The following is a 25,816-nucleotide window of genomic DNA, read 5'->3' as shown; positions in this document are numbered from 1 at the left end:
GAAAATAAAAAAGCTCTTATGAAGCAGGACTTTCACTGCATCATAAGAGCTTTTATTTAATTTTTTAAAAACACTGGAATGTAAGGATAGAATTACGATTTACAGTGCTGTATACCCAACCGAAACGTCCCCAACGGAATCCTAAAATTATATTAGAAGTAACGAAAGTCGGGAAAAACCAGAAGCTATTACCATTTCTTTGCCAAATAAACGTATTCCGATAAATACAGCGTCTTATCCCGCTCGAACCTTGCTGCGATTGAGTTGCAGTCAATTGCATTTGTGGTGTAATAGCAGGAGGTGGACCCATAGGCATAGGCGTGTTTCCTCCTGGTTGAGGCGGGCTACCTGGGAATGGTGTGTTTCCTCCTGGTTGAGGTGGGCCGCCTGGGAATGGTGTATTACCCCCTCCTGGTGGTGGAGGCGGACCAATCGGGAATTGACTATTACCACCTGGCTGAGGTGGTCCTCCAGGGCGAGGAGGATTCATCGGAAAAGGACTTGATGGGTTAAACGATGGCGGGAAAAATGGGCTGAATGGTTGTTGATTAGGGCTATCGTCAAATGGGTTAAATGGATTTTGAGTCAAAAATTTACCTTCCTTCTTATAGTATTCATTGCTAATCTATGTGAGAAAATGCACTACTTTCTAGGGATTTGCCTATATAATTGTTATAATTTTACAGATTGGCATTGAAAATTTGATTAATGCGAGGAATTTTAATAAAATCACGAAGAATAGGTTTTAAAGAAGGGAATTAGAAAATGAAAAAATATTTGCTCGCTCTATTTTTATTATTGCTAGCCGGCTGCAGTGATGGAGAAGGGAAACAACATACTAAATTTACAGAACAGCAGGCGGTACCATTCGAATTAGTTCATTATGAAGAGAAAATTGCTCCAATTTATGAATCACTAGTTCCTTATATTGCATATGCCAATACGCCGTCACAATTTGAAGCGCTTCAAGGACGATTTAATGTAGAAAATTTTTCAATTGATATGGACAAATATATGGCTGTATTTATCGTTACTTATTCAGATGGCTGTGGGACTTCCGTCGATGGAGTATATAATCAAAATGACTTTTTATCTGTTCAACTAATCGACGCTAAAGGTGAGTCGTGCGATGTAGAGGGAGTTCCTCACACATTTGTTTTACAAGTAGAAAAAAATGATTATAAAAAAGTACAGTTGTTTAATGGTGAAATAATCAAATCTTCAGTAGATGTAGAATAGAAAACAAAAAGGAATTTTCGGCTTTGTAAAAAAAGGCTGAAAATTCCTTTCCTTTTTAGAGGAGATAATTTGCTATCACAAAAAAAAGAATATATAATCTTCTTAAACTATAACGTGATGGTTTTGGTTGCTAGTTTAATCATACTCATCATATTCTTTCTTATATTGAGCATGCTATTGCTCAATTTGGGTACATAAAAATAGAAGAATAAAAAATTATAGCAATTCATTTTGGAGGTGAATCCCTCATCTAGAGGGAAGTAATTGGACGTAAACACCATATTAAACATCATTTTATTAATTATCTTTTTAGGTTTAACAGCTTTCTTCGTTGCAGCAGAATTCGCTGTCGTGAAAATCCGTAAGTCGCGTATTGATCAATTGATTTTAGAAGGTAATAAAAAGGCAGTCATAGCAAAAAAAGTAGCAGGTGACCTTGATTATTATTTATCTGCTTGCCAGCTTGGTATTACTATTACAGCAATCGGCTTAGGTGCTTTTACAAAGCCGTACGTAAAGGAATTAATGTATCCTATATTTAATTGGTTAAATGTTTCGGATATTGTAGCTTCTGCTGCATCTTATGTTATTGCATTGGCGATTGTAAGTTATCTGCATGTAGTAATCGGTGAAATGGCGCCAAAAACATTGGCAATTCAGTTCTCGGAGAAAGTGACATTAATGCTTGCGGGACCACTTTATTGGTTCGGTAAAGTGATGTATCCATTTATACAGGCTTTAAATGGAACGTCGCGCCTGCTTTTACGTGCAGTTGGTGTCAAATCATCAAGTGAAGATCAGGCATACTCGGAAGAAGAGCTTAAAATTATAATGGCACAAAGCTTTCAAGGCGGCCAAATTGATCAGCAAGAGCTGAAATATTTGGAAAATGTGTTTGCATTTGATGAGCGTGATGCAAAGGATATTATGGTACCACGTACAGATTTAATAACAATCGATAAAGATATGAGTGCGGAGGAAATCGTTCAAATATTAGATGAACATAACTACACACGTTATCCTGTCGTTGAAAATAATGATAAAGACCGTATTATCGGTGTCGTCAATGCCAATAAGCTTCTCAGTCATATCGTTTCTAACCGAGAAGTTCAGTTGGATCAATTTGTAAGAAAAGTTCCGTTTGTTTTAGGTGTAACAAGCATTCAGGATGCTTTATTGAAAATGCAAATGGCAAAAGTACATATGACAGTTGTCATTGATGAATATGGTGGCACATCCGGTGTACTGACTATGGAAGACGTATTGGAAGAGCTAGTAGGCGAAATCCGTGATGAGTTTGATGAAGATGAAGTAGATGAAATCCGTAAATCCGGTGAAAATGAATATACGATAAGCGGACGCGTATTACTAGTTGAACTGGAAGATCGTTTCGGCTTTGAATTTGAGGACAGTGAAGAAATCGATACGATTGGTGGATGGATTCAACATACGAGCATTGACTCGGTAAAAAATGGGGAAGAACTCCAAATTGGTGATGAAATTAAATTCGATGACCATAGCTGGACAATTTCGGATATGGACAATCTTCAAATTAAAGAAGTCATTTTAAAACAGTATAAGTTTCAACAGTAAATAAACGATATTTATTTGTCTTGGAGGTGAATCCCTCAATTTTCGGGGGAATTAATTGGACAGTATTATAATAATAAATTTAATTTTAGTTGCGATTTTTATTTTATTAACCGCCTTTTTCGTAGGTGCTGAATTCTCAATTTTAAAAGTGCGTATGTCACGTATTGATCAGCTAATTGCAGAAGGTAATAAAAAGGCGATTACAGCCAAAAAAGTTACACAGGATTTGGACTATTATTTATCCGCCTGTCAGCTTGGTATAACAATTACAGCTTTAATACTCGGTGCATTAGGTGAACCAACAGTTGAGAAAATGCTTCAGCCGGTTTTTGACCAGTTCAACATTCCGGCAGCGATTGCGACTGCACTTTCTTATGCAATTGCCTTATCGGTTGTAACATTCCTACACGTAGTACTAGGTGAATTAATGCCAAAAACGCTGGCGATTCAATATGCAGAAAAGATGACGTTAATATTGGCGCCACCACTTTATTGGTTTGGTAAAATAACAGCTCCATTTATAAAAGTACTAAATGGTTCTGCTCAGGGATTATTGAAAATATTCGGTGTGAAACCAGCTGGTCATGATACGGTATACTCAGAAGAAGAGTTGAAAATGATTGTGACACAAAGTTATGAAGGCGGAGAAATCAATAAAACCGAGCTTGCCTATTTAGAAAATATTTTCGCCTTTGATTCCCGTAAATTGCGTGAAGTTATGATTCCGCGCAGTGAAATTGTAACACTGGAAAAAAACTTTACGCTGGAGCAAATGCTAGCTGTTATCGAGGAATTTGAATTTACACGTTATCCGGTTATTGACCGAAGTAAAAATACATCGGCTTTTATCGGCTTTGTGAATTCGAAAGAAATGCTGACGGATATTGCTGCAGGACGTATTAATGATATGACTTCATATATTCGTGAAATCCCTCGCTATAAAGAAACCGTTGCGATAAAAGATGTGTTTTTAAAAATGCAGCAAACACGCAATCATATGGCGATTGTTACCGATGGAAAAGGGGTTACAATTGGGCTTGTTACGATGGAAGATATATTATCAGAAATCGTTGGAGAGATTGAAGACGAAGATGATGGTAATATAGTCTATACAAACTAAATCCCGCAACCTTAAAAACGATCATTTTGCCACTGAGCATAGTGATCGTTTTTTACATTACGGCTTTTTATATGCCATCTTTACAAACCGTTCCATCAGCCTTTTTAAACTAAACCTTTTATAATGAAAGAAAGGAGTAGATAAAAATGCAATGTGGTGCAAAATGTTTTGTAGTGGAAGTGGAGCATAATGGTGAAAAAAAGCGAATACCGGTAAAAGCCAGGTCTGCGATAAACGCTAGAAAAACGATCCGCCTTAAATATGAAGAAGCTGTAAAAATTATTTCCGTAAGGGAAGAAAAATAAATTCCACTAAAAAAAATCGATGCCCTTTTTTAAAAGAGGGTATCGATTTTGTGTTAAAGACGATTCTGTTTTTCTAGTTTAATTTGCTTCACTAAATGAATGATGAGCATTAAAATACCTACCGCACATAAAACGATGCTAATGATAAACAAGATGAGCCAGGCTTCCATACTCCAGTTTGTCGTAAAAAATATCGATCCTACTAATAACAGGACCCCTAAAAATAATATAAGGTATCCACCTTTAGACAATGACATGCCAAAAACCTCCTTCCACTACTACATCATAAAAATAACATAAATCTCGTAAAGTTATCTAATTAAAATGATAGAAATTATTTTAAGTAATTATCTAATTCTACTGTGCTAACTTGTATTTTTGAATATGATACAATTTATAAATTAAAGAAGTAGGGGGAGTAACGCAATGATCGTACAACAACTGAATCAATTTATTCAAAAGTGGATCCCCGTATTAACCCCCCTAAGCTTAATAATCGGCGTTTTTTTAGAAAATATTGGTGCGCATTTATTATTTATAGTACCCATTTTATTTGCATTAATGACGTTAATTAGCAGTTTAAGTTTGAAGTTTCGGGATATTAAGGTATTTAGACAATATCCGAAAACGATTTTATTTATGATTGGATTTTTACATATAATAATGCCTTTGTGGGCTTTCCTTTTAGCAGAACTAATTTTTGATGATCGATTATTAACGATAGGTTTTTTAATATCTGTAGCAGTACCAACAGGTGTGACGAGTGTGATTTGGGTGACGATCAGTAAAGGGAATTTGCCGCTTTGTTTAGCAATTATTTTAATCGATACTTTAATCGCACCACTTCTAATGCCACTAGTTTTATTCTTTGTGGTAGGTGAGACAATACAGCTTAATATGCTGTCACTAGTTTTTGATTTAATCTGGATGATTGTTTTACCATCATTATTAGGAATTTTTATAAATGAATGGACAAAAGGGGTATTACTCGAAAAATACGGCAGCCCTTTATCGCTCATTTCAAAGCTCTGTTTATTTGCGATTATTATGGTGAATAGCAGTGCAATTGCTCCTTATGTTAAGAATATAAATTTAGAGTTGGCGAAAGTAATAGGGATTGTGTTGTTATTGGCGGTATCCGGATATGTTTTTTCGCTCATACTCAGTCGGCTATTCTGGAAGTCTAAAGAGGATCAAGTTGCGATAGTTTTTAATGGAGGAATGAGGAACATCGCAGTAGGAGTAGTCCTAGCAACGACATACTTTCCATCAAAAGTTGCCATGCCGGTCGTGTTTGGCATGTTATTTCAACAAATACTCGCATCTATTTTCTATAAAATAATTCGAAAATAGCGGATAAAAATATCCTTATGTATATAATGTTCTTGAAATTTAGTTATTTAATAATTTTATTCGAGTTTTTTAAAGGGAAAAGCAAGTTATAGTAGTAATTTGCTGTAATTTAAGAACTTTTATCGATGTACTTCCAGAAAATACAGTTGTGTTAATTAGGGGGACAATGTATTATTGAAATATATTAAATTAACATAATAAGTGTTTTAGAAGGAGAATCTTTAGAGGATGTTTTTACTCATCACAGATAATCCTACACTCGCTTCAACATCACGAAGTAAGTTAACAACTTAGAATAGCGGAGGGAATTATGAAAAGAATGTTAGGTAAATGGAACAGCATTAACTTAGTTAGCCGTATTATCGTAGGGATAATCGTTGGGGTTGTACTAGCATTGACAATTCCAGAGGCTGTAAGTGGAATTACTATTTTAGGGACTTTATTTATTTTAGCTTTAAAAGCAGTTGCACCAATTTTAGTGTTTATCTTAGTTATTAATGCAATTGCTTCACATGTCGGTGGCAAATCAACAAATATGAAGACAGTACTTGCTTTATATGGGGTTGCTACATTAGCTGCCGGATTTGTCGCGGTTGTTGTAAGTTTTATTTTCCCGACGACATTAACATTAAAAACAGTAGCACAGGATGTAGCACCGCCAAGCGGGATTATGGAAGTGTTCGAAAAATTATTATTTAATATCGTATCAAACCCAGTTAGTGCGATTATGGAAGCAAACTACCTTGGTATCCTGGCGTGGGCTGTTATTTTAGGGGTCGCGTTGAAAGCGGCGAATGACTCAACAAAAGGTGTTATTGCTAATTTTTCGGAGGCGATTACAAAAGTCGTACAATGGATTATTAGTTTAGCTCCATTAGGGATTATGGGGATTGTGTTTGAAGCGGTCTATACGACTGGTCTTTCAGCTTTAAGCGAGTATTTCCGTTTAATTATCATATTGGTTGGAACAATGTTTTTCGTCGCACTTGTTGTGAATCCACTCATTGTATTTGCAGTGGCAAGAAGAAATCCATACCCATTAGTATTAACATCATTAAAAGAAAGTGGAATCACTGCCTTTTTCACACGTAGTTCGGCAGCGAATATTCCGGTTAATATGGCATTGGCAGAAAAACTGAATTTGGACAAAGATACTTATGCCGTATCCATACCTTTAGGCGCAACGATCAATATGGGCGGAGCAGCCATTACGATTTCAGTTTTAACGATGGCAACAGCTCATACGTTAGGAATTGAAGTAGATCTTTTCACTGCAGTCATTTTAATGGTAATGGCAGCTCTTTCTGCATCAGGTGCATCGGGTGTAGCCGGGGGATCTTTATTATTAATACCTTTAGCTTGTAGTTTACTTGGCATTTCAGATGATATTGCGATGCAAGTAGTAGCAATAGGATTTATTATTGGGGTTATTCAGGATTCGTGTGAAACAGCTCTTAATTCTTCAACAGATATCGTATTTACAGCAGCTGCTGAATATGCGAAGGAACGTAAACAAAATTAACAAAAATAAAACTATGCTGAACGGTAAAAATTGCCGTCCAGTATAGTTTTTTGTTTTAGAAGGTTAATCTCCGCCACCGCCACCACCGTCACTCACGCCATCAGAAGAGCTTGATTCAACTGCAGAGAAAATAATATCAGAGTAATACGATTCATTCGACGGTATGTCACCGATTGCTTCATTCGAAGTATAGATTTGTGTAGTGATAAGTAAGGTGTTGCATTGATTTCGATTTAGTTTCAATGTGCGGCATATTTCATTGTGGATATCATAAAGTGCCGGAAACTGATGTACTTCAAATTTTGCTAGCGCCAGCAGGGCAATTGTTGCATAGTGGCAGGATTTCAGTTTTGTTTCCGTATTTTTTATAAATAAAGTTAACTCCTTCAGCCTTGAAAATGTAAACTCGTCAAATGTACCTGTTCCAATCGTTAAAATAAGAGCGGCATTTTTAGTGGCGTCTTTCCGTTCATAACCGATAGACACGAGTTCCTTATAGTAGTGCTCAATAGTATTAGCCAAAATCCCTGTATCTTCTGGTCGCCTAGCCAGCATTGCGCAAGTGGCTGGTTTTATTGGATAATATTTCATGCTCGGTTGCTTCAGTAGATCAGCTGACAGTTTCTGAATGCGTTCCATATCATCTTCTGATGTTAAATAGGCAGACGTGATATAGCTATGTTCGCCACGTGAAAACTGCTTCGCCAAACTTTTATAAAGGTTAAGCGCTTCACCGATTTTTTCGGGCTGCTTTGCAAAGTGGACATAATATGTATTAATAACTTGTTGATTGACCCGTGCCGTATGATACCATTTCGTATGATTCTTAATTTCCTGCCGAACCGCTTCGTAATCTTCATAATGAAAGACGATATTACGAACAGTGAGCTTTAAAGCTAAATCAATGTAAAAAGATTTGGCATCAGAGCCAAAGTATAAATTAATTTTATCGATATTAGTAAAAAACAATTGTAATTGAGCATTCATAGCGATCACCTCTTACTTAATACGTACGTTTTAAAAGAAGAGAAGTTTCAAAATCAGCAACATTGTTTGACAAAATTCGTTTGCAAAATACAGCATAAATCGAAAGAGTATTGTATGATAAATAAGTGAAAAATGAAATGAAAGACCGTGAACAAATTGAGAGGAAGTAAGTTATGACCCAACAACGTTTTTTACCTATTATTGTAGGAACTGATATTAATGCATATAACATGGCGATTTCGTTCCATGAAGAATATAAAATACGTCCAATTCTAGTAGGAAAGGGTGTATTACCCTTTACCAATTTAAGTAATATACCGCGTGCGATTGAATATGATCAAAAGCTGGGCGACCCGACACAATTTGCGAAAATTTTAATTAGTGTTGCAAAAAAATATGAAAAAGAAGCAGATAAGTTAATTTTAGTCGGTACGAATGATTTATATGTTCGCTTAATTATTGAAAATCGGACTATTTTACAGGATTATTTTGTATTCAACTACATCAACGAAGATTTAATGAATGACTTGCAAATAAAGTCCAACTTCTACAAACTGTGTGAGCAGTTTGACATCGATATTCCAACAACAGTATTTTATGATTGCCAGAAGGACGGGGCTTTTGAGCAGGAAATGATGTATCCTGTTATCATCAAACCGAGCAATGGGATTGAATATAGCCGCCATCCGTTTGAAGGACAGGCAAAAGTATTTAAAGTGGAAAATAAAGAAGAAGTACAAAATGTAATCGACATGATTAAAAATAGTGGTTATAACGATGAGCTTATTATTCAGGATTATATTCCTGGTGATGATACTGCAATGTGGGATTCTGTTATTTATGTAAATACGAAAGGCGAAACACAGCTAGTGTCCTTTGCTCAAGTTGTTCTGCAGGAGCATACAAAAACTGCAATTGGAAATTATACTGCATTAATTTCCCGTTTCAATGAAGAAGTGATGAAAAAACTGCGTGGATTTTTAGAAGCAGTGGGTTATCGTGGGTACGGTAACTTTGATTTGAAATACGATGAGCGCGATGGAAAGTTTAAGGTGTTTGAAGTTAACATTCGTCAAGGTCGATCAAGCTACTATATTAATGCAATGGGTCATAATATGGCCCGCTATTTTGTAGAAGATTTAATTTACGATATACCAAAGCCATGCAGCTATTTAAAAGGGGACGTGCTCTTTTCTGTCGTACCTAAAATCGTATTGAAAAATTTTGTCCATGATGAAGAAGTGAAAAAGGATATCGAGCGCCTAATTCAGGAAAATAAACTAGTCAATCCACTATTCTACAAGCAAGACAAGCATTTAAAACGTAAATTTTACATGTTCATACGTCAAGTGAACTACTATAAAAAATATAAAGAAAACGTTTGGTAAAGTCGAAGCCCATCAACGAGCACTCTTGTTGATGGGCTTTTTTATCGGGAATTAATTACAAATAATGTTATAGTAAAAGAAAATGAAAAGAGTGAATATTCATGACAATACATACATTTACATTACATATAGATTGGCCGGGGGGGCGCAATTCAGTCGGAGAGCTTTCAACAGAGCGTCTACAAACTAAAGTTTCCATTCCTCCAGAAATGAATGGACCTGGTATTGGTACAAATCCGGATGAGATGTTGCTTGGAGCAGCGGCAACTTGCTATTTGATTACGCTTGCGGCAATGCTTGAACGAAGTCAAATAGAGGCCGAACTAACATTGGAGTCAAAGGGACTTGTTGATGTGACAAACGGCGTCTTTTCTTATAAGTCAATTCATCATTATGTATCTATAATACTGAAAAACAAAGAAGATGATCGTGGGCGGCGTATTGCAGAACGCTATGCATATAAAGCGGAGGAAACATGTATGATTAGTAAGGCGTTAAAAGGGAATGTAGATATAGAAGTACATTTAACTTTGAAATAAAGGGGCGATTATGATGGATATCGTTTCAGCAGTCATCCAACTTTTAGTTGCAGCGGTAATTATTTTTTTCATCAGCGGCCGATTAATTGGTTCGCAAGTGAGTTTAACGAAAAGAATTCTATCGGTAATAATTAGTGTTGTTTTTACAACCTTTGTATTTTGGTATACGTACTTACGGGGTTCAGACTACTACGACCAAGGTATTGTTTCCAATGTTGTTAATATCGCGACACTTTTATGGTTAGGAAGTATGCTCCTTATCTCCATGCTCTTTTATTTGCTTTTTGAGCTCTTTGATCCAATTGAATTAAATGAAAAAGGGACACCTGTTGGGAGGCGTTCGTATTTTAGAACGTTCATTACGTATTGGAGACGACAAAAACGTTTGCGCCAAGTTGTTAGTATTGCTGTGAAAAACGGGGTTACACGAACGATGAAATATGCTCGTGCCCGTGAAGATGAACGTGAGCTGGCAAAGGCATTACGAGAGACTCTTGAACAATGCGGTGGAGTATTTATAAAGTTTGGACAAGTTCTATCAACCCGAAAAGAGCTATTGTCCCCAGTTTTCATTGATGAACTTGAAAAGCTACAGCAAACCGTAAAACCTCTCTCAGAGCAGCAAGTGGACCAAATAATAAAGGAAAACTTCAATGCAGATACAACTAAAATATTTTCCTATTTCAGCAAAACGCCTTTAGCATCTGCTTCAATTGGTCAAGTACATAAAGCAATTCTAAAGGAAACAAATGAGCCGGTCGTTGTTAAATTTTTGCGTCCAGATGTAAAAAACATTATGCATGAAGATTTGTCTATCTTAATGGAGTTTGCAAGCTGGATAACATCTAAATCACAATGGGCTGAAAGTCTTGGCTTTTATGATTTAGCAAAAAGCTTTAGCTTGGCATTGAGTGAAGAAACCGATTTTAATATTGAAGCCCGCAATATGGAACAAGTCGCAAAAATTGTAGAGCGCGGAAGCATCGATGTAAAAATCCCGAAAGTATACCCGGAATGCAGTAACTCAAATGTAGTAGTGATGGAGCATGTTAAAGGGAAGTCGGTAACCGTCGCGCATAATATATTTGCTGATTTACAAATTGATCGACATGAATTTGCTCAAACGTTACTCAAAATATTTTTGGAACAGGCACTTATTTCAGGAGTTTTCCATGCAGACCCACATCCAGGCAATATTTATGTGGAGGAAACGAGTGGACGTGTAGCGATACTAGACTATGGGGCAGTAGGACGATTAGCGGCACATCAGCAGGAAGGTTTGAAGTACTTCCTCGTTGGCATACATCAAAATGATGCGGCCATTGTAGTTGATGGTATTAGTCAACTAGTTGAAAATGCTGATAGGATAAAACATCATGAGATGGAGCAGGCAATTAGTCAAATTCTATTGAAAATTAATTATGTATCGAATGTACCGACAGACGAGTTAATGTATTCAATTTTCTCGGTCGTTCGCGAATTCGGCCTACATTTCTACCCTTCTGTTAACGTGGCATTACGTGCAATTATAACTTTAGATGGTACACTTTCAATTATTTGCCCAGGTTTTAAAATATTTAGTGAAGTTAAAGACTTCTCAAATGATTATTTAAAAATGAATTTATTAAAGCCATTTAAGAAGCCGCTTGAAACAAAAGAGTACCTTGAAGAAGAACTGGCATTGTTAATACCTAATTTACGAAAAGTTCCGCGCCGTATTGATCAGTTGTTTAAAAAGGTCGAGAGTGGCAAAATCATATTACATCATGATATTTTTTCTGATAAAGCCAATTCAATGTTTGTCACACAGTTATTTTCCAGATTTGTATTACTCCTTGTCGGAATTACGTTCGGTATTATTTCTGTCGCACTTCTCGCAATCTCGCAATTTATTCATAATGCATATGCGATTTATTTAAACACAGCTGCATATTTAGGATTATTTTTATGTGCGATTTTACTCGTACGTTTATCAATTCAGGCAATCCGGGATATGAAGCGAACAAATAAAATGTAGGGACCCCTAGTGGGTCTCTTTTTTTTTTTTGAAAAAGTAGCAGTACGGGGCAATATTGTAATTTAATAAACGATTCACTTTAACGCTTTACTATAATGAAATACTAATTAGCTAGACAATCAACATGATAGCACGGAAAAATATTTTTAGAGAAAATACGTATTAAAGCTCATAAATATTGATTTGTGTACGAAAAAATGTAATTTATTTTATAAATAAGTAGAAATAAACTGTTGTTTGTACAATAATAAATTAAGAGTAATAGGATAATGAAGAAGGAAGTGGGCAAATGATTCAACTGAACGGTCAGAATTTATCGATGAAGCAATTAGCACAGATTTTATATAGTGGGAAAAAAGTTGAGATTGCTGAAGAAGCGAAAGTACGTGTTGTAAAAAGCCGTGAAGCAGTGGAACGAATTGTACAACAGGATAAAACAGTGTACGGAATCAATACTGGATTTGGTAAATTCAGCGATGTAAAAATTGCAGAGCAAGAGGTAAGCAAGCTACAGGTAAATTTAATTCGTTCACATGCATGTGGATTTGGTGAGCCTTTTTCGGAGAAGGTAGCTAAAGCAATGATGGTACTTCGGCTAAATGCTTTATTAAAAGGATTATCAGGTATTCGATTAGAAGTTTTAGAACGATTATCATATATGATTAATGAAGATGTAATACCGGTAATTCCGCAACAAGGTTCGCTTGGGGCATCGGGAGATTTAGCACCGCTTTCTCATCTAGTATTGGCCCTAATTGGTGAAGGGGATGTTTTTGTAAATGGTATATCCCAATCTTCACATGAAGTGTTTGAACAGCGGGGACTATCTAAAATTGAATTACAGGCAAAAGAAGGTCTTGCTTTAATTAACGGTACACAGGCAATGACTGCACAAGGTGTAGTCAACTATATAGAGGCAGAAAAGTTAGCCTATGCCAGTGAATGGATTGCCGCAATGACAATGGAAAGTTTGTACGGTATTATCGATGCATTTCACCCTGCTGTTCATGAAGCGCGCGGTATGAAAGAGCAAATGGATGTTGCAGCTCGTATGCGTGATTGGTTGCAAGACAGCAAGCTTATTTCACATCAAGGTGAAAAGCGTGTACAGGATCCTTATTCATTGCGGTGTATTCCACAAATTCATGGTGCAAGCTGGCAGGTGTTAAATTATGTAAAAGAAAAGTTGGAAATCGAAATGAACGCAGCAACAGACAATCCGCTCATTTTTGAGGATGGAGACGTTGTCATCTCAGGTGGTAATTTCCATGGGCAGCCGATTGCATTTGCCATGGACTTTTTAAAAATCGGTATGGCGGAATTGGCAAATGTATCGGAACGTCGAATTGAACGGTTAGTAAATCCACAATTAAACGAAGGGTTACCACCGTTTTTAAGTGCAAATCCAGGGTTGGAATCTGGAGCAATGATTTTACAGTATAGTGCGGCCAGTCTAGTTTCTGAAAATAAAACACTGGCACATCCAGCTTCTGTTGATTCTATTCCTTCATCAGCAAATCAGGAAGATCATGTATCGATGGGCACAACCGGATCCCGCCATGCACGTATGATTATTGCCAATGTACGCAATGTGCTGGCAATTGAAGCTTTTTGTGCAGCACAAGCAGTTGAATATCGCGGAGTGGATAAGATGTCTCCGAAACTGTTGGAAAAGTGGAACGAGATACGGGAAATTGCACCTGCTATGACAGAAGACCGCATTTTTAGTCGTGATATTAACCGTATTATCGAATACTTAAAACCTAATATGTAAGTTATTGTGAACGATTAACATTCTGAAGTTTGTTATAATATATTTCTACTAGCAAAAGAGGAGATTACTATGACAAAACCACATTTACTAATTATTGATGGTATGGCGCTATTGTTCCGATCGTTTTTTGCGTCGGCTGCTATGAATCAATTTATTCGACTTGATGACGGCACACCTTCTAATGGGGTACAAGGATTTGTACGTCATGTATTAACAGCACAAAATATAATGAAACCTACACATTTAGCTGTATGTTGGGATATGGGTGCACATACATTCCGCAACGACTTGTATGAAGGGTATAAAGCAAATCGTCCGGCTCCGCCTGAAGAAATGCTACCCCAATTTGATATGGCAAAAGAAGTATCGGCTATGATTGGCTGGCAAAACTTTGGTACACATGGTCTTGAAGCAGATGATTTAATTGGCTCTATGATTGAAAAATGGAAAGACGAAGCACAAATTACCGTAATCAGCGGTGATAAAGATTTACTGCAATTATTAAATCCTTCCACAACTATTGCCTTTACGAAAAAAGGCTATACTGAGTACGATGTGTATACGGAAAGCCGTTTTGTAGAGGAATATGGTATTTTACCGAAACAATTTGCTGAGGTAAAGGCATTTATGGGTGATTCAAGTGATGGCTACCCAGGTGTAAAAGGTATCGGTCCAAAAACAGCACTTCAGCTCATACAAAACCACGGCTCTATTGATGGAGTGTTAGCTGCATTACCGATATTAAAGCCAGGACAGCGTATTAAAATAAGTGAGAATGAACAGATGTTAAGGCTTTCTCATCAGCTAGCTGCAATTGATTGTTCAGCATCGATTGAATGTGATTTTGAAGCATTACGTTTGACTGACTATAAGCCGGACTTGTTCGAACTAATTGACCAAAGAGGCTATCGTCTCATTGCCAAACATGCACGGGCAATTTACAGATAAAGACGAAAAAGGGCTGTGCCGAGCGTTTGACGTTCAGCACAGCTCTTTCTTTTAATCTGAAGTAATACGTTCACCTTTAACTTTTACAAGCTCTACATCCAAATTACGGATTGTTGATTCATCAAGAGGAATTTTTCCATCTTTCTCGTATTCCTTCCAAGCCTTCACATTTTTACGATACAATACTTCCGACAACCGATATATATCCGCGTCGAATTCTAATGAAGCTTCGTATGTTTGTTCAATTTCTTTCTTTACCTGTCGAGCAATCTCTTTTTTCAGTACATCCATTTTTTGCTGATTCAGTATTTCATTTGTTTGAACGACCAATTTAACATTGATATCAAATTGCACCTTCTTTTCGGTTACTACAGGGATAATTTCTGTGTGCACCTCGTCAACGGTTGACGTTGTATATCGTTCTTCAGATTCCTCCATTTTAATCGTAACATCTGAGCGCTTTGTCTGGTCAATCAGCCACTGCACACCGTTTAAATCATCTCCTAATAGGTTCCCCTTAAAACCAGAATCCCTATGGAGAATACTAATCCCTTTAAAAGTGTAAACAGGATCTGGTCCATCTTCCTTTGACCAGTTTTCACTAATATCGACCAAAGGGATTTTTGCTTCATAACTAGGCTCATTCAATTGAATCATGAGCTCACGAAATTGAATTGGTCGTATTCGTGATGATTGGCTATAGGAGCTAAGCGGATCTGATAGTTTGGAAAGGGTAATGGATTTATTAATAATAGGTGTGATGAGCAGAACTTCGTCTAGAGGCGAATTCGTCATATAAGCCCAAGTCGTATACCTCAATTCGCGATAACGAATAAATGAATTTATGATAGGTTCAACTTTGTTCTCCTTTGCAATATTTTCAGAGAAAATAACATACTTTAAATGCCCTAAAAAAACCCGCTCATCCATCGTTTGATATAAATTAAAAAATGCTTCATCAAATGTCCGCCCTGTAGCAACCCCGACTTCAGCCTGTGTAGCATCTGGATTTGGCTGTTCACTTTTGGCTATATTGGTAAAGGCAACGATTTGTGCATAAATTTCATACTGTTCATCTTTATAATCAATTCCTAGCCCGTGAATATAGTACATGCGTTCAGCTTGGTTCGTATCCCAGCATCCTGAAAGTAACAGCAACAAAGGAAATAAGAGAAACTTTTTCATTTTGTATTATTTTCCTTTGTTTTATCTTTAACATTCAATAGATCCGGGCGCTTATTATTCGAAGTTGGCGGTGGACGGAAGAATGACATTTTTAAATTATTCCAGCTTAAATTAGCAGCAACATTTAAATACGGTACACCAAAAACACGAATATTTGCTATATAAACAAGGCATATATAGATCGATAGGAAAAATCCGAACAGCCCAAATATTGATGTAATAATTATAAACACAACACGCAACATACTGATCGTAGTAACGAAGGATTGATTGACGAGGGTAAAAGTGGCAATCGTTGAAATCGCAATGACAACAATCATAGCAGGGCTCGTAATTCCTGCCCGAATGGCTGCATCCCCTATAATTAATCCTCCAACAACACTAATTGTGCCCCCTAAAATACTTGGTAGACGCAATCCGGCTTCTCGAAATAATTCGAACATAAATAGCATTCCCAGCATTTCCAAAGCTGAAGGCAGCGGAGAGCCAGTGTTTGCTTGTACAACCGTCGCGAGCAATTGAATGGGGAGCTGCTCTTGATGAAAGGTTGTTAACGCAAGCCAAAATGCAGGAAGCAAGAGTGCGATTAAAATGCTCCCTAGTCGTAATAACCTTTCCAATGAGCTGTAGATAGGCGGATAATCATTATCCTCACCGGACTTGAGTAATACTAAAATATCGATCGGTGTGATAATTGCATATGCAACGCCGTCTACCAAAATAATATAGCGACCAGTAGTAAGAGATTGCATTGCAAAGTCTGGTCGACCTGTCGTATCATTCAGTGGAACAAGATATGAAATCTTATTAAAACGTTCAAGCAATAATTCCCCACTTAAAATGACATCTGTTTGAATTGCTGAAAGCTGCTGTTTAATTTTTTTTAATATGGATAAATCTGCAATGTCGTTAAAATATAAGATTGCTACCTTTGTTTTAGAGCGCGTTCCGATTGTCATTTTCTCCACGGATAAGGAGTTCGTTGGCAGTCGCTTACGAATAAGCGCAATATTTACACCTAAATCTTCAATAAAATTATCACGAGGTCCCTTTATAAGTACTTCTAAATTAGTCTCTTCTGGGCTTCGATTCGGCTTGTTTTCAATATTACTACATAACAAAATCTTTAAACTTTCAATATAGATAAGGATAAATCCGCTAAATACATTCGTAACGGCTTCTTGTAAATCGTCAATCTTCTGTAGCTGTGGGAGATGCAGCTTCTGCATTAAACTTTCTTCATCAAATTGATCCTTTTGATGGCATGCAACTTTTAATCTCGGTACGACTACTTCATTGAATAAATGATTGTCTGTCATTGCCTCACAAGTTATGAGCATTACATTACTTGCTGGAAAGTCTAATGTCTGAAAGCGAATATCAGCACAATTGTCGAATTGCTTTTTTAAGGTAGCTTGTTCAATCAAGGATTACCCACCTTTCGCTTTGTTTTTCGATTTACTAATATGAAAATAATAATTGAAAGCATGAAAAAGAAAATTGTGGTGCTTATTAAAAAATATTGCCCCTTCCATTTACTAAATATACTGTCATCGAGCAAAAAAAGCGGCAGTGATAAAAAGACAAAGACCGGCACAATATACTCCCATATTTTTTTCTTTTGACCTGTAAATCCTAATAGCTCAATTGCTATGAACAATATAAAGCCAATTCGGACAAAGGCTCCAGTCAGCCATTGGTAAATAGAAAAAAAATCAACATGGTTAATGAAGCTTCCAATTGAAGCAATACGCCATTCTTCATATGCCGGATAGCGCTGTTTCGCCGCTTCAACTGGTCCGAATTCCGCAATGGCCCCAATCAATGGCCCCATAGTTAAACCTAAAAGTAAAAATAGAATCAGTATTAAGTGGCTGTATTTTAATTTTGTTTTAAAATGATGCTGAATGAAGAGCAGTAAATAGATTTCTACAAAGCCTGAAGCAGGGTATAACATAGATTTAAAAACAGGCGAGAACCCGTGTTCAAGGAAAGGTCTTAACAAGGAATAGTCTTTAACTTGAATGTTTACAAAGGCAACAAAAAAGCCGAGAACTACTACCACGAATAGCACAATAACATTGACCATTGTTATTGTTAAAATGGACGATGTGGCAAGTAAAAAGCAAACAAATGTAAAGAAGAAAAAAAGTAATAAAAAGGGTGTGTTAATTAAAAAAGTTGTAGATACCCACTGTAACGTTTCATGCATCGTAAGGGCAGCCATTAAAATCAAATAAAAAACGGTGACATAAATGAGTGCTTTGCCAAACCGTGGATACCTTTTTAATAAATATTGACGAACTGATTCATCCTTTATTTTCTTTAATGTGAAAAAAGGAAGCAGTAACCAAGGAATAATTAATAGTATCGCTACAAGAACGGATATCCATGCATCTCTTCCCGCCCCATTGATTAAAGAAGGGATGATTGTAACGTGGTTTTTTAATCCGATAAAGGTCATTGTCAAAAATATAATATGTAAAAGACTAATTGATTTCATTTATATGTTCCTCGCATTTTTTATACAGTAATAACCAATTAATGTATTTTTTATTCTTGCAAAATAAAAGAGCATTAGCTAGTTGCTAATACTCTTTTGGCTCGATTTTGACAAAGCTTAATACTTTCCGGTTATCATCATATTTAAATGTTCTTATTTGACTCTCGCGATTTCGTCCGCCGTTATCATGAATCGTTAAATAAAGTTCTTCATCTTTAATTTCATAGCCAATTAACGGTACCCAATGATACTTGTAAAGAGGTTTATAATTTTTGAGGAACTGCCCGGTAAAATATACATCAAACTTCATCGCAACCGGATTACCTAAGCGTAATTGTTCAATTGCCTGGGTTAAAGTACATCCTTCAACACACCAATCATCTCCGAGTAGTCGACGTAAGTTTCTAATCATCCGCCATTTAAAAAGTCCAATTTTTGTTCCACCTAATAATTTATAAAATTCATTTACATCTTTTGTGCGGATCGTCTCATCTTCGCATAAGTAATTTAAAATAACGTGTGCAGTCGTCGGGCCGCATGCTGAGTTTTGATATTCAGGTCGGATATCCGAACTATATTGTGACCTGCCATTTACGTTTAATAATACTCGCATACTAAATACCTCCATTTTGTTATAAAGTTATCATATACCCAATTTCATAAAAAATAATCCTTAATGATTTGAAACTAAAAATAGTACTGTTCCGTCTAACGGTTAACAAATTGAAAAAAGGGGGTCGATTATATGCAGCTAGAGCAATTTGTCAGAACACATGGCGAGGAATTACTTCGGCTTTCCTATACATATGTCAAAAATAAAGAAATGGCAGAAGATATTGTGCAAGATGTGCTGTTAAAAGCATATGAGCAGCACGACAAATTTCGCGGAGATGCGAGTTATCGGACGTATCTATATCGTATGACAATTAATCGCAGCTATGATTATCTGCGCAGTTGGAGCTATAAAAATACGATTTTAACGAATAAAATCCAGGAAATTTTCCAAGTAACCAATTCCACTGAGCAACAAGTGTTCGAGCAAAACGATAATCGCCTATTAGGGGATGCAGTGCTCGATTTGCCAGTAAAATACCGTGAAATTATTATTTTGTTTTACTACAAAGAGTTGTAGATTAATGAAATTGCAGAGCTCCTATCAATTTCAGATAATACCGTAAAAACAAGACTAAAGCGCGGACGTGAAAAGCTAAGAAACAAATTAGAAGGTGGTGAATGGGATGCCGAATTCTCAAGTGAAACGAGCAATAGATGAAACAATCGGGAATGAACCGCTGATGAATGAAGCATTTGTTCAAAAGGTGCTGGATGGCAAGAAACGGAGTAAAAAGAGAATGCCCTTCTTACAACCTGCCTTCATATTCCTACTTTTTTTAGCTGTTGGAACAATACTCTATATTATTCCACAGTCAGACGAACAATTAGCGGTGGACACAGAAGAAGAGGATGTATATTTAGCAAAGCCTGAGCATTTAAAAGATATGTTTATTCAGAATCGTAAAGAGAGCAGAATCATGTTTGTGTTTAATAATGGAACACTTCATTATAAGAGTGATACACGCATCTATTTAGAAAAGCCGAAATCAGAAGATGAAAAACCCTATTCGGGGGAATTAATCGAGGAAACGTATACAAACATTCAGATCGAAACAAAAGACAATCAATATTTCATTACCGGTGATGATAGCTTTAGCTGGACATTAACCCGTACCGCTCCACGTATTTTAGTAGATGAAAAGGGTAACGAATATATCATACCTTATGCATTTGAGAATAAGCCTCAACTCAGTGATGTTCTACTAGACGATGAGATTCAATCGTTGGGTATTTATAAGATTGGTGGTATTGGGACATATGCCTATATTTTAGAAGAAGATTTAGGTGAGATTACTGAATTATTCAGTCAAGCAACAGTGTATGAAGAGTTCATTGATTTAGAGAGATCGGAATATATGATCAATATTGAATATAAAAATGGTGAGAAAGGAAGACTGGAGCTTTGGTTAAAGGAGGGAAATAAAGAAGGCTTTGTAATAAAAAATGATGTAATCAATAATACATGGACAACATTTAAAATTCCTAAAGCATTAACAGACCATTTCTATCAATTAGCCGAGAAAATCAAATTAATTGATTCCAAATAAAAAACAAAAACTACCTCAAACTTTGGGGTAGTTTTTGTCTGTTTAAGTCTAGCTACATAAACCAACTGAAGTATTTTCATACTTCGCATCATCCAGCGCTTTTACCATAAAATGCGCAACGCTTGCTCTTGGAATCGTGCTCGAGCCTTTTGGAACTGTATCAAACGCTTCTTTATAATCTGTTTTCAATGGGTCATCTTTTAATCCCATTGGACGAGCAATTGTATAGACAACGCCTTTTGATTTGTAATAGTTTAATGCAGCGCGGTGATCTGCCAATGGATTGGCCAACATTTTCATCATCATTTTTCCCATTATACCAGGGATCTCACCATCTACACCTGCTGAAGCACAGTAAACTAAACGCTTCACGCCTGCTTTTTCCATTCCGTCTGCTATGTTTTTACCCATTGTTTCAAGCTCATTTGATTTTTTCATGCCTGTGCTTGAGCCTAAGCATGAAATAACTGCTTCATGACCAACAATCGCATCGGCCACTTGCTGAGCGTTAAATGCATCCCCTTGGATAATGTTGACACCAGCTGTTTTTAATTTTTCGGGTGTACGGACAAAAGCTGTAACACTATGTCCGGCTGCAACAGCCATTTCAACAAAATGCTGCCCAACGCCACCAGTAGCACCAAATACTATAATTTTCATGATTAATGTCCTCCTTTTAATGCTGTTCTTTGAATCTTAACGCCTTTCCACATAAATGTAAAAATAATCGTTAAAATTAAAATAATCAATCCTGCAATAAATGGATATAAAATATCTATATCATATAATGCACCTGCAAGAAGAGGACCCATAATATTTCCAATACTCATATAAGCATTATTCATACCCATCGCAAATCCTTGCTCATTACCCGCCATTTTTGAAATTAATGTCGTTAAAACAGGACGCAAAATAGATGTCGCCAGGAAAATCAATAACGAAATTGCAAAGAACATTGTGTAGCTTCCTGCAATAATAGAAAGGAAAAACCCAGAAGCTGTAACAATTAAAAATAACTTCAGTACATTTACTTCCCCAATTGATTTTACAAGTCGATCAACAACGAATAGTTGCATAATAACACCGATTAATCCAGTTGAAGTAATCATAAAGGCAATCTCTTGTGGGGTTGCACCAAATTTATCATCCACATACAGACCAAGAACGGTTTCGTATGACATTAAGCCGAAGCTCATAATAAGTGTAATAACTAATGGAATGAAGAAAGGTTTTTTTACGGATAAAATTATATCTTTAATCATCGATTGATTGTTATCGATAAGCTGAGGAGTTGCAGTTTCTACAACCTCTTCCAAGCTTTCTTTAAGCGTAAAGTATGATACTACAAATGCTAAAAGACCGACGATTGCGGATACTAGAAGTGGTGTTTTTAAACCGAAATCCGCCAAAAACCCTCCGATACCAGGACCAATAACTATACCAAGAGACATCGAAGCAGAGATAAAGCTATTTCCCTTTGCACGCTGATCCATCGTTGTAATATCTGCAACATAAGCATAAATTGCCGGAATTAAAAATGCACACCCAATTCCACCAATTGCGCGTGATAAATAAAGGAGCCAAATAGAATCGGCGAAGTAAAAAAGAAACATCGAGATTGCTAATGTTAGTAGTCCGATATTAATAAGCGGGCGACGACCATATTTATCTGCCCATTTTCCTCCAATTGGCGATACTAAAAATTGTGCAAATGCAAAAATGGCAATAATTAGTCCTGCAGCCGTTCCGCCTTGCCCAAGTTCTTTCAAATAAGAGGGGATAATCGGAATAATAATTCCAAAGCTCCCAACAGCAATAAACATGTTAAGCATAAGTAACGCCAATTTTTTTCTTTGATCTGAAGTCATAAAAATTCCTTTCTTACTATTAAATTGTGCCCGGCGAATTAAAAAAATCCATAAAAAAATACGTGAAATCCGCCGAGGCATATTTTCTACCAACTCACGTTGAATAAGAAAATTTTCACGTACTCAATTGTAATCGGAAAACTACATTCTGACTAGGTATTTACTTAAAAATAAGATGAACCAAAAGCATGTAAACTTTTGGATTCATCTTAAAAGAACTACTAAGCTTGTGCGTTTAAAAACTCTTCAACTTGTGCCGGTGATTTAGCATTAGCACTATGCAAGTGAGCTAACTTTTCACCATCTTTGAAGATTAGTAGTGATGGGATCCCCATTACTTGATATTTCTCTGCTAAGTCCGGGAAGTTGTCACGGTTAATTGAATACCAATCATATTGATTATATTCTGCAATAATAGGATTGATGAACATATCCATACGTGTGCAATCCGGGCACCAGCCGGCAAAGAATTTAATGATTACCGGTTTTTCTTTACTTGTTAGTTCTGTAAATTGTTCAATTGTTGTAATTTCTTGCATATTAATCACGCTCCTTATAGCACATTGTACACGAAACAAGTAGATTACGAAAAGTAATTTAACTTAAGATACGTTCTTACTCTCAATAAAAATATAAGAATAATAATTTTATTTAAAATTGTGAGAAAATTATTGCGTAAATTATCAAAATAATCTACACTAAGAACAGAAAAGCTGTTTGAAGTTTTTTTTTCATTTCAAAATGAATGACTGTTCATTCAAGGGAGAAGGGGGAAGTGCTCGTGTCTTACAAAATTCAAAAAGTAGCGGTTTTAGGTTCAGGGGTGATGGGGTCAGGTATTGCAGCTCATTTAGCAAATATCGGGATTCCTACTTTATTATTGGACATCGCACCACGTGAACTTACAAAAGATGAAGAGGCAAAAGGTTTAACACTTGATTCAAAAGCTGTAAAAAATCGTTTTGCTAATTCAGCGATGCAAAAATTACTAAAGCAAAAACCAGCACCACTTTCAGCGAAAAAAAATCTAGCATTAATTACACCGGGGAACTTTGAAGATGATTTAGAGAAACTGAAAGATGTGGACTGGATTATCGAAGTTATCGTAGAAAAATTAGATATTAAAAAAGGATTATTTGAAAAGATTGACGCTGTGCGTAAGCCGGGGACAATCATTTCATCAAATACATCAGGGGTAAGCATTAACACAATGGCAGAAGGGCGCTCAGAAGATTTCCAAGAACACTTCCTTGGGACACATTTCTTTAACCCGCCACGTTATTTGAAATTATTGGAGGTTATTCCGGCAAATACTACAAAGCCGGAAGTTGTAAACTTCATGAAATCGTTCGGTGAGGATGTATTAGGTAAAGGTGTTGTAATTGCAAAAGACACACCAAACTTCATTGCCAACCGTATCGGTACATACGGTCTAATCGTTACGATGAATGAAATGGTAGCGCGCAATTATTCAGTAGGAGAAGTAGATTCAGTGACTGGTCCTATAATCGGACGTCCGAAATCTGCGACATTCCGTACATTGGATGTAGTAGGTCTTGATACATTTGCACATGTTGCAAAAAATGTATATGACCAAACGACAGGTGCTGAGCAAGCAGTATTTGAAGAGTCACCAATTTTAAAGAAAATGGTTTCAAATGGTTGGTTAGGCGCAAAATCCGGCCAAGGCTTCTTCAAAAAAGAAGGAAAAGAAATTTTACAATTAAATTTATCTACATTTGAATATGAGCCAAATAAAAAGCTTGTTGCACCATCTCTTGAAATGGCAAAGCAGGCAAAAGGACCAGGCGGCAAATTAAAAGTATTAATTTATGCGAAAGACCGCGTAGGGGAATTATTGTGGAATTCATTTGCACCAACATTACTTTACTCAGCACAGTTAATGGGCGAGATTGCAGATGATATCGTAGCAATCGATAATGCGATGAAGTGGGGCTTCGGCTGGGCACAAGGTCCATTTGAAATGTGGGATGCAATCGGAGTTGAAAAATCTGTAGCAAAAATGAAAGAAGAAGGTCGTGAAATTCCAGAGTTCGTGAGCGGATTACTCGATAAAGGCTTCTCTACATTCTATACAGAAATCGATGGCGATTTAGCATACTACAACGGTACGGAGTATGTAAAAGTACCAGTAAATGAAAAGGCAATTGATTTAAAACGCTACAAGAAAAAGCATGGCGTTATTAAATCAAATTCAGGTGCAAGTTTAATAGATTTAGGCGATGGAATTGCATTACTGGAATTCCACTCAAAATCAAACGCAATTGGCTTGGACATTGTACAGATGATTAACTTTTCGGTTGATGAAGTTGAGAAGAACTTTAAAGGTCTTGTTATCGGTAACCAAGGTAAAAACTTCTGTGTAGGAGCAAACCTTGCAATGATTTTAATGGAAGCACAAGACGATAATATTTTTGAACTTGATTTTGTTATTAAATCATTCCAGCAGGCAATGCGCCGTATTAAATACTCAACAAAACCAGTTGTTGCGGCACCATTCCAAATGGCATTAGGCGGTGGTGCAGAAGTATGTTTACCAGCTGCACACATTCAAGCATCTGCAGAAACATATATGGGTCTTGTAGAAGTCGGTGTTGGGTTGATCCCAGGCGGCGGTGGTAACTTAGGCCTTTATGAAAAATTCATTAAGGGCTTACCTCAAGGTGTAGAAGTAGACTACCAGCATATTGCTAATAAAGTATTTGAAACAATTGCAATGGCAAAAGTTTCGACATCTGGGGAAGAAGCGCGTGAAAACAATTTCCTAAACTTCGCAGATGGAATTTCTGTTAACCCGGATCATTTAATCTATGATGCGAAACAAGCAGCACTAGCATTAGCTGAAGCGGGCTATACACCTCCTGTGAAAAGAAAAGTAAAAGTAGTCGGTGCGCCAGGTTATGCAACGTTACTATTAGGTGCACAAGGAATGTTCGATTCTGGCTACATTACAGAACACGATCTGAAAATCGCTAAAAAGTTGGCATATGTCATAGCAGGCGGCAAAGTACCATACGGAACTGAAGTGTCAGAAGAGTATTTATTAAACTTGGAAAAACAAGCGTTCCTAGAACTAGTAGCAGACCAAAAATCACAAATGCGTATGCAACACATGCTAGTAAAAGGAAAGCCGTTACGTAACTAATATTTGGACTATTAAAAATCACTTTGATTTGGAATATAGGCAAGGACACCTCTGGGATAAACGTTTGTATGAGACAGCTGTATCATACTACGCTTCCGGAAGTGTTCGCCGAAATGAAATCAACGGTATGTTGAGAATATGTCGCTG

25 protein-coding genes are annotated in these 25,816 nt (G+C 36.7%); 15 read left to right on the top strand and 10 right to left on the bottom strand.

Annotated elements, in window-relative coordinates; genetic code table 11:
- Positions 1–64 precede the first annotated feature (64 nt).
- The gene (locus NYE67_RS15485) at positions 65–589 is read right to left on the bottom strand and encodes a hypothetical protein (RefSeq protein ID WP_340730405.1); all 525 of its coding nucleotides are present in this window, start codon (positions 587–589) and stop codon (positions 65–67) included.
- 176 nt (positions 590–765) lie between these two features.
- Here NYE67_RS15485 and NYE67_RS15480 point away from each other — a divergent pair, with 176 nt between their 5' ends.
- The 4 genes from NYE67_RS15480 (at position 766) to NYE67_RS15465 (ending at position 4,257) form a co-directional block, all read left to right on the top strand.
- Positions 766–1,239, top strand: a complete 474-nt coding sequence (locus NYE67_RS15480; protein WP_340730404.1) for a Fe-S oxidoreductase — start codon at positions 766–768, stop codon at positions 1,237–1,239.
- Between the two features lie 264 nt (positions 1,240–1,503).
- Positions 1,504–2,832, top strand: a complete 1,329-nt coding sequence (locus NYE67_RS15475; protein WP_191699802.1) for a hemolysin family protein — start codon at positions 1,504–1,506, stop codon at positions 2,830–2,832.
- Positions 2,833–2,887: 55 nt separating this feature from the next.
- A complete protein-coding gene (locus tag NYE67_RS15470; RefSeq protein ID WP_191699803.1) occupies positions 2,888–3,952 on the top strand; it encodes a hemolysin family protein in 1,065 nt (354 codons plus the stop codon).
- Between the two features lie 146 nt (positions 3,953–4,098).
- A complete protein-coding gene (locus NYE67_RS15465) occupies positions 4,099–4,257 on the top strand; it encodes a hypothetical protein (RefSeq protein WP_191699804.1) in 159 nt (52 codons plus the stop codon).
- A gap of 53 nt (positions 4,258–4,310) precedes the next feature.
- Here the strand turns inward: NYE67_RS15465 and NYE67_RS15460 are convergent, their stop codons facing one another.
- A complete protein-coding gene (locus tag NYE67_RS15460; RefSeq protein WP_191699805.1) occupies positions 4,311–4,514 on the bottom strand; it encodes a hypothetical protein in 204 nt (67 codons plus the stop codon).
- A gap of 169 nt (positions 4,515–4,683) precedes the next feature.
- Here NYE67_RS15460 and NYE67_RS15455 point away from each other — a divergent pair, with 169 nt between their 5' ends.
- Both NYE67_RS15455 and sstT read left to right on the top strand, forming a co-directional pair.
- Positions 4,684–5,610: a bile acid:sodium symporter family protein gene (locus tag NYE67_RS15455; RefSeq protein ID WP_225231204.1), complete on the top strand. Its 927-nt coding sequence runs from the start codon at positions 4,684–4,686 to the stop codon at positions 5,608–5,610.
- Between the two features lie 310 nt (positions 5,611–5,920).
- Entirely contained in the window at positions 5,921–7,132 is a 1,212-nt protein-coding gene (sstT, locus tag NYE67_RS15450) for a serine/threonine transporter SstT (protein ID WP_191699806.1), read from the top strand.
- 63 nt (positions 7,133–7,195) lie between these two features.
- Here the strand turns inward: sstT and NYE67_RS15445 are convergent, their stop codons facing one another.
- Positions 7,196–8,119 (bottom strand): DUF4003 family protein, encoded by a 924-nt coding sequence (locus NYE67_RS15445; RefSeq protein ID WP_340730403.1) that lies wholly within the window; start codon positions 8,117–8,119, stop codon positions 7,196–7,198.
- Positions 8,120–8,292: 173 nt separating this feature from the next.
- Here NYE67_RS15445 and NYE67_RS15440 point away from each other — a divergent pair, with 173 nt between their 5' ends.
- From NYE67_RS15440 to NYE67_RS15420, 5 genes are all read left to right on the top strand, one after another.
- Positions 8,293–9,507 carry a carboxylate--amine ligase gene (locus tag NYE67_RS15440; RefSeq protein ID WP_340730402.1) on the top strand — a complete coding sequence of 405 codons (1,215 nt, stop codon included), beginning with the start codon at positions 8,293–8,295 and terminating at the stop codon, positions 9,505–9,507.
- Positions 9,508–9,608: 101 nt separating this feature from the next.
- Positions 9,609–10,046: an SACOL1771 family peroxiredoxin gene (locus NYE67_RS15435; RefSeq protein ID WP_340730401.1), complete on the top strand. Its 438-nt coding sequence runs from the start codon at positions 9,609–9,611 to the stop codon at positions 10,044–10,046.
- A gap of 13 nt (positions 10,047–10,059) precedes the next feature.
- On the top strand, positions 10,060–12,063 hold the full coding sequence (locus NYE67_RS15430) for an ABC1 kinase family protein (protein ID WP_340730400.1): 2,004 nt from the start codon (positions 10,060–10,062) through the stop codon (positions 12,061–12,063).
- Between the two features lie 289 nt (positions 12,064–12,352).
- Positions 12,353–13,837: a histidine ammonia-lyase gene (hutH, locus tag NYE67_RS15425; RefSeq protein WP_340730399.1), complete on the top strand. Its 1,485-nt coding sequence runs from the start codon at positions 12,353–12,355 to the stop codon at positions 13,835–13,837.
- 69 nt (positions 13,838–13,906) lie between these two features.
- Complete coding sequence (locus NYE67_RS15420) at positions 13,907–14,785, top strand: 5'-3' exonuclease (protein WP_340730398.1); 879 nt, start codon at positions 13,907–13,909, stop codon at positions 14,783–14,785.
- A gap of 51 nt (positions 14,786–14,836) precedes the next feature.
- On the opposite strand, the gene NYE67_RS15415 is transcribed toward NYE67_RS15420, so the two are convergent.
- From NYE67_RS15415 to NYE67_RS15400, 4 genes are all read right to left on the bottom strand, one after another.
- Positions 14,837–15,970, bottom strand: a complete 1,134-nt coding sequence (locus NYE67_RS15415) for a Ger(x)C family spore germination protein (RefSeq protein WP_340730397.1) — start codon at positions 15,968–15,970, stop codon at positions 14,837–14,839.
- Positions 15,967–17,397, bottom strand: a complete 1,431-nt coding sequence (locus tag NYE67_RS15410; protein WP_340730396.1) for a spore germination protein — start codon at positions 17,395–17,397, stop codon at positions 15,967–15,969. Before NYE67_RS15410 ends, NYE67_RS15415 begins: the two co-directional genes overlap by 4 nt.
- Positions 17,394–18,473 carry an endospore germination permease gene (locus NYE67_RS15405; RefSeq protein WP_340730395.1) on the bottom strand — a complete coding sequence of 360 codons (1,080 nt, stop codon included), beginning with the start codon at positions 18,471–18,473 and terminating at the stop codon, positions 17,394–17,396. Before NYE67_RS15405 ends, NYE67_RS15410 begins: the two co-directional genes overlap by 4 nt.
- A gap of 85 nt (positions 18,474–18,558) precedes the next feature.
- The gene (locus tag NYE67_RS15400; RefSeq protein WP_340730394.1) at positions 18,559–19,086 is read right to left on the bottom strand and encodes a C39 family peptidase; all 528 of its coding nucleotides are present in this window, start codon (positions 19,084–19,086) and stop codon (positions 18,559–18,561) included.
- Between the two features lie 132 nt (positions 19,087–19,218).
- Here NYE67_RS15400 and NYE67_RS15395 point away from each other — a divergent pair, with 132 nt between their 5' ends.
- From NYE67_RS15395 to NYE67_RS15385, 3 genes are read left to right on the top strand one after another with little or no spacing between them, the layout of a single operon-like run.
- On the top strand, positions 19,219–19,605 hold the full coding sequence (locus NYE67_RS15395; RefSeq protein ID WP_340730393.1) for a sigma-70 family RNA polymerase sigma factor: 387 nt from the start codon (positions 19,219–19,221) through the stop codon (positions 19,603–19,605).
- Positions 19,606–19,746 (top strand): RNA polymerase sigma factor, encoded by a 141-nt coding sequence (locus NYE67_RS15390; RefSeq protein WP_340730919.1) that lies wholly within the window; start codon positions 19,606–19,608, stop codon positions 19,744–19,746.
- A complete protein-coding gene (locus NYE67_RS15385) occupies positions 19,712–20,635 on the top strand; it encodes a hypothetical protein (protein ID WP_340730392.1) in 924 nt (307 codons plus the stop codon). The genes NYE67_RS15390 and NYE67_RS15385 overlap by 35 nt, the downstream gene beginning before the upstream one ends.
- Before the next feature lie 48 nt (positions 20,636–20,683).
- Here the strand turns inward: NYE67_RS15385 and NYE67_RS15380 are convergent, their stop codons facing one another.
- The 3 genes from NYE67_RS15380 to NYE67_RS15370 all read right to left on the bottom strand — a co-directional run bounded on the left by NYE67_RS15380 (position 20,684) and on the right by NYE67_RS15370 (position 23,042).
- A complete protein-coding gene (locus NYE67_RS15380) occupies positions 20,684–21,295 on the bottom strand; it encodes an NAD(P)-dependent oxidoreductase (RefSeq protein WP_340730391.1) in 612 nt (203 codons plus the stop codon).
- A gap of 2 nt (positions 21,296–21,297) precedes the next feature.
- Positions 21,298–22,503 (bottom strand): MFS transporter, encoded by a 1,206-nt coding sequence (locus NYE67_RS15375; RefSeq protein WP_340730390.1) that lies wholly within the window; start codon positions 22,501–22,503, stop codon positions 21,298–21,300.
- Positions 22,504–22,724: 221 nt separating this feature from the next.
- A complete protein-coding gene (locus NYE67_RS15370) occupies positions 22,725–23,042 on the bottom strand; it encodes a thioredoxin family protein (protein WP_339213626.1) in 318 nt (105 codons plus the stop codon).
- Positions 23,043–23,284: 242 nt separating this feature from the next.
- Here NYE67_RS15370 and NYE67_RS15365 point away from each other — a divergent pair, with 242 nt between their 5' ends.
- Entirely contained in the window at positions 23,285–25,669 is a 2,385-nt protein-coding gene (locus NYE67_RS15365; RefSeq protein ID WP_340730389.1) for a 3-hydroxyacyl-CoA dehydrogenase/enoyl-CoA hydratase family protein, read from the top strand.
- Positions 25,670–25,816 lie beyond the last annotated feature (147 nt).

The sequence above is a fragment of the Solibacillus sp. FSL W8-0474 genome (assembly GCF_038004065.1).
In the GTDB taxonomy this organism is placed as follows: Bacteria; Bacillota; Bacilli; order Bacillales_A; family Planococcaceae; genus Solibacillus; species Solibacillus faecavium.
Note: the sequence above shows the minus strand (reverse complement) of the source record. Positions and strands in the feature narration are given on the sequence as shown.

What these genes read in the sequence shown, in the direction of transcription:
- NYE67_RS15480 (WP_340730404.1), top strand. Translation starts at nt 766, where the DNA reads ATGAAAAAATATTTGCTCGCTCTATTTTTATTATTGCTAGCCGGCTGC.
- NYE67_RS15465 (WP_191699804.1), top strand. Translation starts at nt 4,099, where the DNA reads ATGCAATGTGGTGCAAAATGTTTTGTAGTGGAAGTGGAGCATAATGGT.
- NYE67_RS15460 (WP_191699805.1), bottom strand. Translation starts at nt 4,514, where the DNA reads ATGTCATTGTCTAAAGGTGGATACCTTATATTATTTTTAGGGGTCCTG.
- NYE67_RS15455 (WP_225231204.1), top strand. Translation starts at nt 4,684, where the DNA reads ATGATCGTACAACAACTGAATCAATTTATTCAAAAGTGGATCCCCGTA.
- sstT (WP_191699806.1), top strand. Translation starts at nt 5,921, where the DNA reads ATGAAAAGAATGTTAGGTAAATGGAACAGCATTAACTTAGTTAGCCGT.
- NYE67_RS15445 (WP_340730403.1), bottom strand. Translation starts at nt 8,119, where the DNA reads ATGAATGCTCAATTACAATTGTTTTTTACTAATATCGATAAAATTAAT.
- NYE67_RS15440 (WP_340730402.1), top strand. Translation starts at nt 8,293, where the DNA reads ATGACCCAACAACGTTTTTTACCTATTATTGTAGGAACTGATATTAAT.
- NYE67_RS15435 (WP_340730401.1), top strand. Translation starts at nt 9,609, where the DNA reads ATGACAATACATACATTTACATTACATATAGATTGGCCGGGGGGGCGC.
- NYE67_RS15430 (WP_340730400.1), top strand. Translation starts at nt 10,060, where the DNA reads ATGGATATCGTTTCAGCAGTCATCCAACTTTTAGTTGCAGCGGTAATT.
- hutH (WP_340730399.1), top strand. Translation starts at nt 12,353, where the DNA reads ATGATTCAACTGAACGGTCAGAATTTATCGATGAAGCAATTAGCACAG.
- NYE67_RS15420 (WP_340730398.1), top strand. Translation starts at nt 13,907, where the DNA reads ATGACAAAACCACATTTACTAATTATTGATGGTATGGCGCTATTGTTC.
- NYE67_RS15415 (WP_340730397.1), bottom strand. Translation starts at nt 15,970, where the DNA reads ATGAAAAAGTTTCTCTTATTTCCTTTGTTGCTGTTACTTTCAGGATGC.
- NYE67_RS15405 (WP_340730395.1), bottom strand. Translation starts at nt 18,473, where the DNA reads ATGAAATCAATTAGTCTTTTACATATTATATTTTTGACAATGACCTTT.
- NYE67_RS15400 (WP_340730394.1), bottom strand. Translation starts at nt 19,086, where the DNA reads ATGCGAGTATTATTAAACGTAAATGGCAGGTCACAATATAGTTCGGAT.
- NYE67_RS15395 (WP_340730393.1), top strand. Translation starts at nt 19,219, where the DNA reads ATGCAGCTAGAGCAATTTGTCAGAACACATGGCGAGGAATTACTTCGG.
- NYE67_RS15385 (WP_340730392.1), top strand. Translation starts at nt 19,712, where the DNA reads ATGCCGAATTCTCAAGTGAAACGAGCAATAGATGAAACAATCGGGAAT.
- NYE67_RS15380 (WP_340730391.1), bottom strand. Translation starts at nt 21,295, where the DNA reads ATGAAAATTATAGTATTTGGTGCTACTGGTGGCGTTGGGCAGCATTTT.
- NYE67_RS15375 (WP_340730390.1), bottom strand. Translation starts at nt 22,503, where the DNA reads ATGACTTCAGATCAAAGAAAAAAATTGGCGTTACTTATGCTTAACATG.
- NYE67_RS15370 (WP_339213626.1), bottom strand. Translation starts at nt 23,042, where the DNA reads ATGCAAGAAATTACAACAATTGAACAATTTACAGAACTAACAAGTAAA.